General features: G+C 73.9%; 13 protein-coding genes and 1 pseudogene. 3 read left to right on the top strand and 11 right to left on the bottom strand.

Features of this window, described 5'->3' with window-relative positions; all coding sequences use genetic code 11:
* The 7 genes and pseudogenes from ADK86_RS43050 to ADK86_RS10820 form a co-directional block, all read right to left on the bottom strand.
* Window positions 1-451: pseudogene (locus ADK86_RS43050) on the bottom strand (hypothetical protein); the annotation flags it as partial.
* Window positions 448-1,098 carry an RNA polymerase sigma factor gene (locus tag ADK86_RS10845; protein WP_053696378.1) on the bottom strand — a complete coding sequence of 217 codons (651 nt, stop codon included), beginning with the start codon at window positions 1,096-1,098 and terminating at the stop codon, window positions 448-450. The gene ADK86_RS10845 and the pseudogene ADK86_RS43050, both read right to left, overlap by 4 nt.
* Before the next feature lie 30 nt (window positions 1,099-1,128).
* Window positions 1,129-1,380, bottom strand: coding sequence for an LAETG motif-containing sortase-dependent surface protein (locus ADK86_RS10840; protein WP_053696377.1), 252 nt, complete (start codon window positions 1,378-1,380; stop codon window positions 1,129-1,131).
* Between the two features lie 372 nt (window positions 1,381-1,752).
* Window positions 1,753-2,148 carry a Fur family transcriptional regulator gene (locus ADK86_RS10835; RefSeq protein ID WP_030649351.1) on the bottom strand — a complete coding sequence of 132 codons (396 nt, stop codon included), beginning with the start codon at window positions 2,146-2,148 and terminating at the stop codon, window positions 1,753-1,755.
* Entirely contained in the window at window positions 2,133-3,323 is a 1,191-nt protein-coding gene (locus ADK86_RS10830; RefSeq protein WP_053696381.1) for a GTP-binding protein, read from the bottom strand. The genes ADK86_RS10835 and ADK86_RS10830 overlap by 16 nt, the downstream gene beginning before the upstream one ends.
* 17 nt (window positions 3,324-3,340) lie before the next feature.
* Window positions 3,341-3,511: a 50S ribosomal protein L32 gene (rpmF, locus tag ADK86_RS10825; RefSeq protein WP_003983351.1), complete on the bottom strand. Its 171-nt coding sequence runs from the start codon at window positions 3,509-3,511 to the stop codon at window positions 3,341-3,343.
* A 133-nt stretch (window positions 3,512-3,644) separates the two neighbouring features.
* Window positions 3,645-4,367, bottom strand: coding sequence for a hypothetical protein (locus tag ADK86_RS10820; RefSeq protein WP_053696376.1), 723 nt, complete (start codon window positions 4,365-4,367; stop codon window positions 3,645-3,647).
* 318 nt (window positions 4,368-4,685) lie between these two features.
* Between ADK86_RS10820 and ADK86_RS10815 the strand changes: the two genes are divergently transcribed.
* From ADK86_RS10815 to ADK86_RS10805, 3 genes are read left to right on the top strand one after another with little or no spacing between them, the layout of a single operon-like run.
* Window positions 4,686-5,579, top strand: a complete 894-nt coding sequence (locus tag ADK86_RS10815) for an aminoglycoside phosphotransferase family protein (RefSeq protein WP_053696375.1) — start codon at window positions 4,686-4,688, stop codon at window positions 5,577-5,579.
* Window positions 5,576-7,042: an amidase gene (locus ADK86_RS10810; protein WP_078951988.1), complete on the top strand. Its 1,467-nt coding sequence runs from the start codon at window positions 5,576-5,578 to the stop codon at window positions 7,040-7,042. The genes ADK86_RS10815 and ADK86_RS10810 overlap by 4 nt, the downstream gene beginning before the upstream one ends.
* 10 nt (window positions 7,043-7,052) lie before the next feature.
* Window positions 7,053-7,280: a hypothetical protein gene (locus ADK86_RS10805; RefSeq protein ID WP_159393825.1), complete on the top strand. Its 228-nt coding sequence runs from the start codon at window positions 7,053-7,055 to the stop codon at window positions 7,278-7,280.
* A gap of 11 nt (window positions 7,281-7,291) precedes the next feature.
* Here the strand turns inward: ADK86_RS10805 and ADK86_RS10800 are convergent, their stop codons facing one another.
* The 4 genes from ADK86_RS10800 to ADK86_RS10785 all read right to left on the bottom strand — a co-directional run bounded on the left by ADK86_RS10800 (window position 7,292) and on the right by ADK86_RS10785 (window position 11,752).
* On the bottom strand, window positions 7,292-7,834 hold the full coding sequence (locus ADK86_RS10800; protein WP_053696373.1) for a pyridoxamine 5'-phosphate oxidase family protein: 543 nt from the start codon (window positions 7,832-7,834) through the stop codon (window positions 7,292-7,294).
* 1 nt (window position 7,835) lies between these two features.
* The gene (locus tag ADK86_RS10795) at window positions 7,836-9,317 is read right to left on the bottom strand and encodes a purine-cytosine permease family protein (protein WP_053696372.1); all 1,482 of its coding nucleotides are present in this window, start codon (window positions 9,315-9,317) and stop codon (window positions 7,836-7,838) included.
* Between the two features lie 264 nt (window positions 9,318-9,581).
* On the bottom strand, window positions 9,582-10,604 hold the full coding sequence (locus ADK86_RS10790; RefSeq protein WP_078951987.1) for an ROK family protein: 1,023 nt from the start codon (window positions 10,602-10,604) through the stop codon (window positions 9,582-9,584).
* 23 nt (window positions 10,605-10,627) lie between these two features.
* Window positions 10,628-11,752 (bottom strand): iron-containing redox enzyme family protein, encoded by a 1,125-nt coding sequence (locus tag ADK86_RS10785; RefSeq protein ID WP_234345796.1) that lies wholly within the window; start codon window positions 11,750-11,752, stop codon window positions 10,628-10,630.
* Window positions 11,753-11,810: the final 58 nt, after the last annotated feature.

Raw genomic sequence — 11,810 nt, 5'->3', positions numbered from 1 at the left:
GGGTCGAGGCGGGCGCGGGGTGCGGCTGCCGGGGGCTGTCCGGGGCGGGGGCGAGGTAGCCCAGGGCGGCGGCGGTCGCGGTGGCCGCTGCCGCCAGTGGCAGGGCGAGACGCCGTAGCCGTCGGCCCGTGAGCGGTGCGCGGCGCAGGAACGGAACGCGGCGCAGATGGGGGCCGGGCGGCGCGGCGGGCCGCAGGTCACGGAGGTCGACCTGCCCGGCGCGCGCCGCGAAGGCGGCCCGCAGCCGCGCCTCGACCGGCCGCCCACCGCGGGCGCCATCGGCACGGGCGCCGCGTCCGGCACGAGCGCCGCCACCGTCACGGGCGCCGCCTCCGGCACGAGCGCCACCATCGGCACCACCGGCACCAGCGCCGCCATCGGAACCGCCACCGGCCCCGGCCCGCGCCCCGTTCCCTGCCCCGCCCCCAGCCCCGACCTCGTGATCCCTCACGCCCCCTCCTCCAACATCTTCTCCAGCGAATCCAGCGCCCGGCTGGCGATCGATTTCACCGACCCGCGGCTGATGCCGAGGGTGGCCGCGATCTGGGCCTCGGTCAGTTCGCCCCAGTAGCGCAGGACGAGCACCTCGCGGCGGCGGGCGGTCAGCCGGCCGAGGGCGGCGAGGACCTCGCGGTGCTCCTCGTCGAGGACGATGCGCTCCTCGGCGGACGGCGCGTCCGTCTCGTACGGGGGCGTGTAGTCGCGTGCCGTACGCCGTCGCCGGAGCACCGAACGGGCCGCGTTGACGACGGCGGTACGGAGGTACGCCAGGGCGTTGTCGACCTCGTCCAGCCGTTCGCCGTGGCGCTTGTAGAGGGCCGCGAACGCGTCCTGGACGACGTCCTCGGCGGTGGACCGGTCGTCCACCAGCAGCACCGCCAGCCGCACCATGGACAGCCGGTGCGCGTGGTACAGGTCCGTGATGGTGGGGCTGGAGTGATCGCCGGCGCTTCCGGCGGGCGGCCCGGCGACGGTGTGCCCGGCGGCCAGGGTGATGGGGCGGGCACCACGCAGGAGCAGGCGCCGGCCCAGGGCGCGCCAAGGCCCCGGTACGGCGGGCCGTACCGGGGCGATGAGCGCGGCGGCGGTGAACTGCATCGGTTCCTCGGCCGTCGGGAGGCAGTGGCCTCAGTTGGTGCGACGGCGACGGGCAGCGTAGACGGCGCCGCCGCCCACGGCGATCAGCAGCGCGGCACCGGCGCCCAGCGCGACGTTCGTGGTGGTCGAGGCGCCCGTCTCGGCGAGCTCGTCCCGGGCGGGCGCCGGCGCGGCGCTCGACGCGGCGCTCGGCTGCGCGGAGGGGTGGGACGGGCGGGCCGACTGGGACGGGTGCGACGGAACCGGGCTCGGCCGGTGCGCGGAATCCCGCGCGTCCTTCATGGGCGGCGGCACTGGGCGCCTGCGCTGCCGGGGCGGCGCTGGGCGCCTGCGCCCTCGGGGCCGAGTCCTCGGCGTACGCCGTACCGGTCAGGGACAGCGCCGGCAGGGCGACCGTCACCAGCAGTCCGGCGGTCACGGCACTCCGTATCCGGCTACGGGCCGCACGCCCGGCGGGCGCGTACGAGGTGGCGGGCGGGCAGGAGGAGAGGGGCGAGGCGGAGGTGCGGGAGTCGTTCACGGTGGCTGCTCCACGATCGGCGGGGCGGCGCCGGATGGCGCCCTCACCCGTCACGACGTGCGGCAGGGGCGGGGGTTGCCGAGGGGACGGAAATTTCCCGGTCGGTGCTGTCGGTGCTGGCCGGTGAAGCCCGGCTACGCGCACCTGCCCGTGCATCGCCCACAAATTCCGCTCAGCTCCACGGTGTGCTCGACCGCGCTGTAGCCGCTCTCCGCGCCGACCCGCTCGGCCCAGCGCTCCACCACGTCGGAGTCGAGCGGGCGGCTGCGTCCGCAGCGGCGGCAGATCAGATAGTGCCGGTGGCCGTCGGCAGGGCGCGGCCGGTACAGGCGCTCGCCCGCCTCGTCCCGTACGACATCGACCTGTCCGGCCCGCTCCAGGTCGCGCAGGGTGCGGTAGACGGTGGACAGTCCGACGGGGATGTCGGCGGTCACCAGGCGTACGTGCAATTCCTGGGCCGACACGAAGTCCTGGCACGCGGTCAGCACACGCAGGACGGAGGCCCGCTGCCGGGTCAGCCGGCCGCCCACGCCGGCACGTCCTCGTGCTCACAGGTGTCGTCCACGCCGTACGTCTCCCAGGCCGGGAACGGATCGCTGCCGTAATCCGCGGCACGTACCTCGGCGTCCGTGACGAGGCAGCGTCCGAGAGCCGCACGCAGAGCGCCGCCCCGCAGCCCGACCCCAATGAAGACCAGTTCCTGTACGTCCCCAGAGCGGCCGTCCTCGGTACCGTCCGCCCCAGCCGCCCCCGACGGCTCGAACCGCGCGACGGACCCCGCCTGCGACCACAGGCCGGTCACCCCGGGCCGCCCGGCGAGCCGGAAGAAGCCTTTGGACCGCAGGATCTCCCCGTACGCGCCGCTGTCCATCCCCTCCGTGACGAACGTCCACAGCCGCCCCGGATGGAAGGGGCGCGCGGCGCGGAACACCGTGCTGGAGATCCCGTACTCCTCGGTCTCCGGTACGTGTTCGCCGTTCAGCTCCATGACCCAGCCGGGCGCCTGCTGGGCGCGCTCCAGGTCGAAGCGGCCGGTCCCCAGGATCTCGGCGGGCGCCACCCGGCCGTGCCGGGCGGGCACGATCCGGGCCACCGGGTTGAGGCGCCCGAGCGCCGCCCGCAGCCGTGCCGCCTGCTCCTCGCTCACCAGATCCAGCTTGTTGAGGACGATCACGTCGGCGAACTCGATCTGGTCCACGAGCAGATCGCTGACCGTACGCTCGTCGTCCTCGTACGGCGCGAGCCCGCGCTCGGCGAGCCCGTCGCCGCCCGCCAGTTCCGTGTGGAAGTTGGCGGCGTCCACCACGGTGACCATGGTGTCCAGCCGGGCCACCTCGCCCAGCGTCGCGCCGTCGTCGCGCGGGAACGCGAAGGTCGCGGCCACCGGCATCGGCTCGGAGATCCCGCTGGACTCGATCAGCAGGTAGTCGAACCGCCCCTCGCGCGCGAGCCGGTCGACCTCCTCCAGCAGGTCGTCGCGCAGGGTGCAGCAGATGCACCCGTTGGTCATCTCGACCAGCCGCTCCTCGGTCCGCGACAGGGCGGCCGTGCCGCCGCGCACCAGCGCGGCGTCGATGTTGACCTCGCTCATGTCATTGACGATCACCGCGACCCGCAGCCCCGACCGGTTGTGCAGGACATGGTTGAGCAGCGTCGTCTTCCCCGCGCCGAGAAACCCGGAGAGCACGGTGACGGGCAGCGGCATCCGCCGGTCCACGGCCCTCAGCCCTCCGGCCGCAGCAGACCGCGCTCGTACGCCTTCGCCAGCCGGCGCGGGACCTGGTACACCGACCCGTCGACGGTCACCGGGACCAGCGCGGGCGTGCGGGCCTTCCACTGGGCGCGGCGGTGACGGGTGTTGCTGCGGGACATCTTCCGCTTGGGAACGGCCATGGTCGCGGAACCTCTCCGGGGTGGGGGTGGGTACGGGCGCGCGGCGCTCCGCACCGGATGGCGCGACCGAGGCTACATGAAAATGAATGCCATTACGACTGGGGTTGTCGACACGTACGAGGCGGCCGCTGCGTCAGCGTGGCGACCTTGTCGTCGAGTACTCGGGGCTGTCGTACCCCGGACTGCCGTACTCCGGAGCCGAGTAGCCAGGTCGGCCGGTCGACCGCTCCGCCTCGCTCTCCTGGATGCGGGTCAGCAGGAACGGGAGGATTCCGCGTTCGAGGAGGGCTGAGTGCCAGGCTGATCGGGTCTGGGTGATCTCGTTTTCCGGGGTGGGGGCGTCCGTGGTGGGGGGTGTGGAGCGGTTGCGGGCGGCTGTTGTTAGGAGCCAGGCCAGGTCTGCTGCGGTGGCTGCCGCTGCGATGCCTGCGGCGAGCCAGCCTGCGTACACCAGCTCGTCGGCGAACTGGCGGTGGGCGCTGACGAGTCGCATGCCGAAGCCGATGGCGAGGAAGAGGACGGCGGCGATCGCGCCCAGGCTCGGTACGAGGACGGCGATGGCGGGGAGCAGGCCGCCGCCGGTGGCTGTCGCGGTGGGGGAGTCCGTGGGGGTGGTGTCGGGAGTGGGGGTGTCCGCTTCGGCGCGCAGTCTTGTGTATGTCGCGTACTCGGCGGCCGCGGTGGCGCAGAGGGCGGCGCGTTCGCGGTGGGCCTGGAGGCGCAGGTGTTCGGGGCGGGGGGGGTCGGGGGTGCGGCGGAGGGCTTCCTTGATCTCCGGGGAGGCGAGTGCCTGGCCGAGGGCCTGCTCGAAGGCGGCGGTCTCCTCGGTGTGGCGCAGGGAGTCGGTGCCTGGCATGTGGGTCCCCCCGGCGGTTCGGTGCGGGCGCGCGGTGCGGTCTCGGTGGTGTCCAATTTACTTGCTGGATTGCGCAACCGTATAACTCGGCAGGGCCGCACGGCCCCGTTTCTGCCGACTTCCGGCCATCGCAATCCCCGGATCGGGTGGCTGTTCACGGGCGGGTGAATCGCGTCGGCCGAAGCCGTGCCGGGCCGCCGGGTTGACGGGGTGGTCGAACTTTCGACCGAGAGGGGGCCCTCGTGGGACCGTGACGAACGGTCCGCGGGCCTCGTTCTGCGAGCACCCGTCCGAACCGGCGTCAACCGAGGAGGAACTGTGCAATCCGTCCCGAACACCATCGGTGCCTGGGCCCGCCGCCGGGCCGGTGGCGAGATCACCGCGGTCCGCAGCGTCTCGTGGCGGGCGGACGGCGCCCGGGTGTGGGAGCTGACGCGCGCGGACGCGGCCCGGTTCTTCCTCAAGGTGGCGCCGACACCGGACCGCTATACGCGGGAGACGCACGCGTACCGCCACGCCGTCCCCGCCCTCGGACACGCGCACGCGCCCAGCCTCGTCGACAGTGACCCCGCCCGGCTCGCGCTGCTGCTCACCGCCGCGCCGGGGGCCGGCGCGACCGGCTCCGGGCTGGGGCGCGCCGACCGTACGGAGCTGTACCGGCAGGCGGGCGGCCTGCTGCGCCGTCTCCATGACGCGTGCGGCACGGCGGTACCGGCGGGCGGCGCGGACCGCTGGGTCGCCGACCGGCAGGCCGCCGCCGAGGAGCAGGTGGCCGCGCTGTCGGCGGCGGGCGCGCTCCAGGCGGCGGAGCGGCGCCTGATCCTCGACCGCGCCGAGGCGCTCCACCTGCTCCCGCCGCTGCCCGCCGGCTTCCTCCACGGCGATGTCGGCGAGCACCACTTCCTGTGGGACGCGGCGGGCCGGCGGCTGGCGCTCGCCGGGTTCGCGCAGGCGCGGCTCGGGTGCGCGGTGGAAGACCTCGTACGGGTGGCGTACGGCGCGTGCCTGCCCGACCGGGGCCTGCGCGCCGCCTTCCTGCGCGGTTACGGGCGGGAGCTGACGGTGGCGGAGCGGTACGCGCTGCCCGCGCTCGCGGTTCTGGACGCAGCGGAGGCGTGGGAGCGCGGGCTGCGGACGGGCGACGAGGAAGCCGTCGGGCGGGCCCGGGGGGTGGTCGGGACGCTGCTGGACGGTGTTGAGTTGCGGGTATGAGTGGGGATGCCGATCTCAGTGGCGCCGGTACCGGTGGCGACTCCGGTGCCGATGCCGACGGCCTCGTCTACGCCGACGCCACCGAGCTCGCCGCCCTCATCCGCCGCCGCGAGGTGTCCGCCCGGGAGGTCGTACGGGCGCACCTGGACCGGATCGATGAGGTCAACCCTCGCGTCAACGCCGTTGTCTCGCTCGATCCCGAGGGCGCGATGGCGGCTGCTGCGGCAGCCGACGAGCGGTTGGCGCGGGGTGCGGAGGCGGGGCCGCTGCACGGGCTGCCGATCGCCTTCAAGGACACCCACCTCACCCGGGGCATGCGCACCACCCGCGGCTCGCCGCTGTACGCGGAGACCGTGCCGGACGAGGACGAGCTGCTGGTCCAGCGGATCCAGGCGGCCGGGGCCATCCGTATCGGGAAGACGAACGTGCCGGAGTTCGCGGCCGGTTCGCATACGTTCAACCCCGTCTTCGGGGTGACGCGGAACCCGTACGACCTGGGCCGCTCGGCGGGAGGGAGCAGCGGCGGGGCGGCGGCCGCCCTGGCCGCGGGCATGCAGCCGCTCGCCGACGGCTCCGACATGGGCGGGTCGCTGCGCAATCCCGCCTCCTTCTGCAACGTCGTCGGGCTGCGCCCCACCCCGGGCCGCGTGCCGTCGTACCCGGCGTGGAACCCGTGGGACACGCTGACCGTGCCCGGCCCGATGGCCCGTACGGTCGCCGACGCCGCGCTGCTGTTGTCGGTCATGGCGGGGCCCGATCCCCGCTGCCCGGTCAGCCTGGAGGCGCCGGGCGCCGCGTTCCGCGAGCTTCCGGCGCGTGACCTGACCGGGCTGCGCGTGGCCTGGACGCCGGATCTCGGCGGCCGGGTGCCGGTCGACGCCGGCGTACGGGCCGTGCTGGAACCGCAGCTGGAGGTGTTCCGGCAGCTCGGGTGCCGGGTCGAGGAGGACTGCCCGGATCTGGACGAAGCGGAGGAGGTCTTCCGTACGCTGCGGGCCCACCACTTCGATATGGCGCTCGGTGCGGTGCTCGATGAGTCCCGTGACGACCTGAAGCCGAGTCTGGTGTGGAACATCGAGGAGGGGCGCCGGCTGACGGGGGCCGATCTCGTCCGCGCCACGGTGGGGCGCGCGCGGCTGCATCTCGGGGTGGTGGACTTTTTCGCGCGGTACGACGTGCTGTTGGCTCCGGTTTCACAAGTGGTGCCGTTCGACGCCGAGTTGGAGTACCCGGCGGTCGTCGACGGGCAGCCTCAGCGTACGTACATCGACTGGATGCGCTCGGCCTACTTCGTGTCCGTGCTGGGCGCGCCCGCGCTGTCCGTACCGGCCGGCTTCACGCCTGACGGTCTCCCGGTGGGGCTCCAGATCGTCGGTCCGCCGCGCGCGGATCTGGCGGTGCTCCAGGTCGGCGCCGCGTATGAGGCCGCGACGCGGTACGGGCGGCGGCGCCCGCCCCGTTAACATCGCACTCATGAGCGAGGGGGAGAACGCGGAGCAGTTCGGCAGCCGGGCCGCCCGTATCGCGGTGTCCGTGGTGAGCGCCGCCTTGGTGTTGGTGCTGGCGATGCTGGTGGCGTGGTGGATGAAGTGGTGGAACCCCGGCTTCGCCTGGCTGTCCACGAAGCTCGCCGCCAAGGTGGCCGTGGGAGCACCGATCGCGCTGGTGGCGCTCCTCGCCTGGTTGCGCAAGTCCCGCTGAGGGCGGGGGTGTCAGGTCCCCGGCTCACCCGGTTCGTAAGCCTTTGCCCATGCCGTCGTGAAGGGGAAGACGAGCCGGTGCGGCACCGTGTTGCCGTGGAGCGGGTGGGGTTCCGGGGTGAGGGCCGAGTACGTGTGGATCGTGGCGCAGTAGAAGCGCTTGGGTGAGTCGCCCTGGAACTCGGCGGGTTTGCGGGCCTTGCGCGCGCGGACGGCGGGGTCCGGGTAGCGGCGGGCGTAGAAGACCGCCAGCGCCGTCGGCAGGTCGGCGGAGGCGAGGGCGTGCGCGGTGCCCTCACCGTAGAGGGCCTGGGCCTCGGCGTCGGAGACCTGGGAGTCGAAGACCAGGACGGAGACGGCGGGGTTGGCGGCGATGTTGCGGGAGTGCACCGCGTCCGAGGCGGACCACCAGTAGAAGTGGTCCGCGTCGTCCCAGGCGTAGGTGACGGGGGTGGTCCACGGGGCGCCTTCGGGGGTGGCGGTTCCGAGGGTGAGGTAGCGGTTGGTGTGCAGGAGGCGGGCCGCCTCGGCGCGTAAGTCGGGGATGGTCGACATCTCAGGAGCCTTCCTGGGGGAGGGCGGGGGCAGGGGCGGTCGCGGTGGTGCTGTGGGGCACGGTGGCGGTACGGCGGCGGGCGATGAGCCAGTACGCGACGGACGGGATCAGCAGGCCCACGGCCCAGGAGAGGTCTATTCCGCCGAGGGCGCCGGCCACCGGGCCGGTGTAGGCGGAGGTGTGCATGAAGGGGACCTCCAGCGCGAAGCTCACGGCGTAGACCAGGACGGCCGGGCCGTTGACGCGTCCGTACACACCGCCGCCGGGCGCGAAGAAGGACGGTACGTCGTAGTGGCCGCGCCGCACCAGATAGAAGTCGACGAGGTTGATGGCGGTCCACGGGATCAGGACGTACTGGAGGATCGCCAGGAAGTCGGTGTACGAGGCGAGGAAGGTGTCCTGGAAGGCCAGGGCGAGGGTCAGGCCGAGGGCGAGCGGGGCCGCGATCAGCGCCGTACGGGCCGGTCGGCCGGGCAGCCAGCGGTGCCGGAAGGTCTGCGCTGCGGTGATCAGGCAGAGGGAAGTGCCGTACAGGTTCATCGAGTTGACGTGTACGACGATGACGGCGAAGGAGCACAGGACGACGGCGGAGAGGGTGCCGCCGAGCACGGTGTCCAGCCCGGCGATCGCGTCGTCCGCCACCGCGATGCCCATGACGATGCCGAGGAACATCGGCAGCACGCTGCCCAGGACGCTGCCCCAGTAGGTGAACCACAGGGTGGAGCGGCGGGACGCGGCGTGCGCGGGCATGTAGCGGGTGTAGTCCGAGACGTACGGGGCGTAGGTGATCTGGAGCAGGATGCCGATCGCGGTCATGCCGACGAAGCCGGAGACGGTGAAGCCGGTGGCGTTCATGGCGCGTTCGAGGACGCCGGGGGTCATGAAGACCCGTACGGCGCACAGCGCGAGCAGGGAGAGGGTCAGCACGGTGGCCCAGCGGCCGACCCGGTGGATCAGGTCGTAGCCGACGATCGCGACGACCAGGCCGGCCAGCCCGCACAGCACCAGCCAGCCGGAGATGTCCACGGCGGGCACCGAGCGGTGCAGCGCCTGCCCGGCGATCACCAGGTTGGACGCGAACCAGCCCGCGTACATGAAGACGACCACGAGCGTGACCAGCAGCGAGCCGTGGCTGCCGAACTGGCCGCGGCTCTGGATCATCTGGGGGACGCCGAGGCGGGGGCCCTGTGCCGCGTGCAGGGCCATCAGGAAGCCGCCGAGCAGGTTGCCCAGGGTCACCGCGGCGATGCCCGGCCACAGGCCGAGGCCGAAGACGAGCGGCGCGATGGTGCCGGAGACGATGGTCAGCGGGCTGATGTTGGCGGCGAACCAGACGGCGAACAGGTCGCGCGGACGGCCGTGGCGCTCGTCCTCCGGTACGGCGTCGATGGTGCGGCCCTCGACCAGGCGGCGGTCCGGGGCGGCGGTGGGGCGGGGGGCCTCGGCGCCGGCCGGGCCGGTGCCGGAGACGGGGTGGTCCATGGTCGGGGCCCCTTTCGAGGACGGAGAACCCGGCTGGGGAAAGCGAACCCGATCGACGGCCTCCAGGCCCGGTCCGCCGCGCCCACTGCTGTGTACATGCCCGTTTCCCCCGTGTCCGCCGCACCGCGGGCAGACCCGGTCAGCGGGGGCCGGACGGCCGGTCAGGGCCGGGTCGGCAGCCGACGCGGGGGTGCGGCTGGGGCGGGCCGTGCCCGCGTACGGGCGCGGCCCTGACCGCTTCTGCCCGGTCGCGGGCGCGCACGCTCACGTCCGTACGCCTTCGGGGGCACGGACGAGGTCCCAGGCCAGCAGCCCGGCGCCGATCCGGCCCGCCCGTTCGCCCAGCCGGGCGAAGACGAGGTCGGGCAGGGCCTGGAAGGCGGCCCGCCGTTCGAGGCCGCGCCGCAGCGGCGCGCGCAGCTGCTCGCCCGCCTGGCTGAGGCCGCCGCCCAGGACGAGGACGGCCGGGTCGAAGAGGGTGACGGCCGTCAGCAGCGTCTGGGCCATCGCGTCGGCCGCCTCCTCCCACACCCGTACGGCCACCGGGTCGCCCACCGCCGCGCGCTTCGCCACCTCTTCGGCGCCGGAGACCGGGGGCAGCGTGCCGCGGCGCTCGTTGTAGCGGCGGGCCACGGCGACACCGCCCGCGATGGTGTCCAGGCAGCCGCGCTGGCCGCACGGGCACGGGTCGCCGTCCGGCCGGGTGACGACGTGGCCGACCTCCGCCGAGCGCCAGTGGCTGCCCGGGAACGGCTGTCCGTCCAGCAGCAGCGCGCCGCCCACGCCCGTACCGACGGGCACGAACAGGACGACCCGGTGGCCGCGACCGGCGCCCAGCCGCGCTTCGGCGAGGCCGCCGGACCGTACGTCGTGCCCGAGCGCCACCGGCAGGCCCAGGTGCTCGGACGCCAGCCGCCGCAGCGGCAGATCGCGCCACTGGATGGAGGCCGAGAACACCACGGTGCCCGCGTCCTCGTCCACCAGCCCGCAGGAGGCGATGCCCACCGCGCGCACGTCCTCACCCTCGGCGCGTGCCTTGGCCAGGGTTTCGGCGGCATGGTCGAGGACGGTGCGCAGGACGGCGTCGGGGCCGTCCTGGGCGCGGGTGGGGCAGCGGCTCTCGTACCGGACCGTTCCGTCGGGGGCGACCAGCGCGGACTTCAGGACGGTGCCGCCGATGTCGAGCCCGAGCGTGACGCCACCGGGACCGTCGGGCGTCGAGCCGGGCAGGGTCGGTACGGTGCCGGCGGCGCCCGCCTGCCGGATGCTGCGGTCCGGTTCCGTCATGGTTCCTCCGATCGCGGCCGGCGTCAGTGGTCCCCGGCCTGTGGCGCGGGTACGCCCCGCGGGCCCATGGTCTCCAAGTGACGCAGGATGCGGTCGTACTGCCGTACGCCCGTGTCGACCGCGAGGTGGGCCCCGTTCAGCGCGGCCCGCACCTCCCGGGGTGTCAGCCGGGGGCGCTGGGCGCGCAGGCCGTCGCACAGGTCCTGGCTGTGGCGGGGGTCGATACGGGTGTGGGCGGTGTAGTACACGCGCATGTCGTCATCGTGGATGCCCACCCGCGTCATGCCCTCCAGGAGGAGGGTGAAGTGTGGTTCGACCCAGCTTTCGAAGACGAGGAAGCAGCCGTACGCGGCCTGGACGCGGGCGGGGCGCAGCAGCAGCGCGGCGAAGAGGTTGGAGGTGGGCTTGGCGAACCAGGGGTGGTCGCGGCGGTATGCGGCCAGTGCTTCCCAGCCGGCGGGCGAGCCGAGCTGGCGGCGCAGCCAGTACGTATGGAAGTTCTCCAGCCGCCCGCGCCCGCACTCATCCCACAGGTTGGAGGCGGCGACCGCCTTCTGGTGGCCCTGGAGGCCGACGACGAGCAGGGCGACCTCGTCGTCCACGACCTCGTTGCGGATCAGTTCGCAGCGCAGGAAGTACTCGATCTGCTCGCGGGTCGCGTCGGCGGCGAGGAAGCGGAAGAGGGGGTGGGAGGCGCCGGGGTTGTCGGCGGCGAGCGCTTCCAGGTGGTCGGCGGCGGCTTCCTGGCCGTGCAGGTCCGGTACGGGCGCGGGGGAGCAGCCGTACGTCAGGAACTCGTGCTCCAGGCGGGTGCGGGCCGCGTACAGCGCGATCTCCAGGTCGTCGTCGGGGGCGTGCGCGGCCGGGCCGTCGCGGTAGCCGAAGGAGTGGGCGTAGAGGGTGGCGAGGTGGTCGTGGAGGAAGCGGCCGTGCGCCTCGGGGTCGGCGCGCAGCCGGGCGAGCACGGCGGCCCGTGCGGGCGGGGGAGCGGCCACGAAGCGGATCAGCTCCGGGTCCAGGGACTCGAAGGGGTGGACGGGCGGCCAGTACAGGTCCTGGAGACTTCCGGGGGCCTGGAGGGCCTGGGGACCGTCACCGCTGCCCGGCGCGACGGGGGGCCGCGGGGGGCCCGGAGGCGGGGAGGCCATCCGGGGGGGGGGGGGGGGTATTCAGCGAAACCGGTTTCGGGCAGACCAGGCTCGTGTG

It is taken from the genome of Streptomyces sp. NRRL F-5755, assembly GCF_001279365.1.
GTDB lineage: Bacteria > Actinomycetota > Actinomycetes > Streptomycetales > Streptomycetaceae > Streptomyces > Streptomyces rimosus.
The sequence above is the reverse complement of the archived record's forward strand: the minus strand, read 5'-3'. Positions and strand labels throughout refer to the sequence as shown.

What these genes read in the sequence shown, in the direction of transcription:
- ADK86_RS10845 (WP_053696378.1), bottom strand. Translation starts at nt 1,098, where the DNA reads ATGCAGTTCACCGCCGCCGCGCTCATCGCCCCGGTACGGCCCGCCGTA.
- ADK86_RS10840 (WP_053696377.1), bottom strand. Translation starts at nt 1,380, where the DNA reads ATGAAGGACGCGCGGGATTCCGCGCACCGGCCGAGCCCGGTTCCGTCG.
- ADK86_RS10830 (WP_053696381.1), bottom strand. Translation starts at nt 3,323, where the DNA reads ATGCCGCTGCCCGTCACCGTGCTCTCCGGGTTTCTCGGCGCGGGGAAG.
- rpmF (WP_003983351.1), bottom strand. Translation starts at nt 3,511, where the DNA reads ATGGCCGTTCCCAAGCGGAAGATGTCCCGCAGCAACACCCGTCACCGC.
- ADK86_RS10820 (WP_053696376.1), bottom strand. Translation starts at nt 4,367, where the DNA reads ATGCCAGGCACCGACTCCCTGCGCCACACCGAGGAGACCGCCGCCTTC.
- ADK86_RS10810 (WP_078951988.1), top strand. Translation starts at nt 5,576, where the DNA reads ATGAGTGGGGATGCCGATCTCAGTGGCGCCGGTACCGGTGGCGACTCC.
- ADK86_RS10805 (WP_159393825.1), top strand. Translation starts at nt 7,053, where the DNA reads ATGAGCGAGGGGGAGAACGCGGAGCAGTTCGGCAGCCGGGCCGCCCGT.
- ADK86_RS10800 (WP_053696373.1), bottom strand. Translation starts at nt 7,834, where the DNA reads ATGTCGACCATCCCCGACTTACGCGCCGAGGCGGCCCGCCTCCTGCAC.
- ADK86_RS10795 (WP_053696372.1), bottom strand. Translation starts at nt 9,317, where the DNA reads ATGGACCACCCCGTCTCCGGCACCGGCCCGGCCGGCGCCGAGGCCCCC.
- ADK86_RS10790 (WP_078951987.1), bottom strand. Translation starts at nt 10,604, where the DNA reads ATGACGGAACCGGACCGCAGCATCCGGCAGGCGGGCGCCGCCGGCACC.
- ADK86_RS10785 (WP_234345796.1), bottom strand. Translation starts at nt 11,752, where the DNA reads ATGGCCTCCCCGCCTCCGGGCCCCCCGCGGCCCCCCGTCGCGCCGGGC.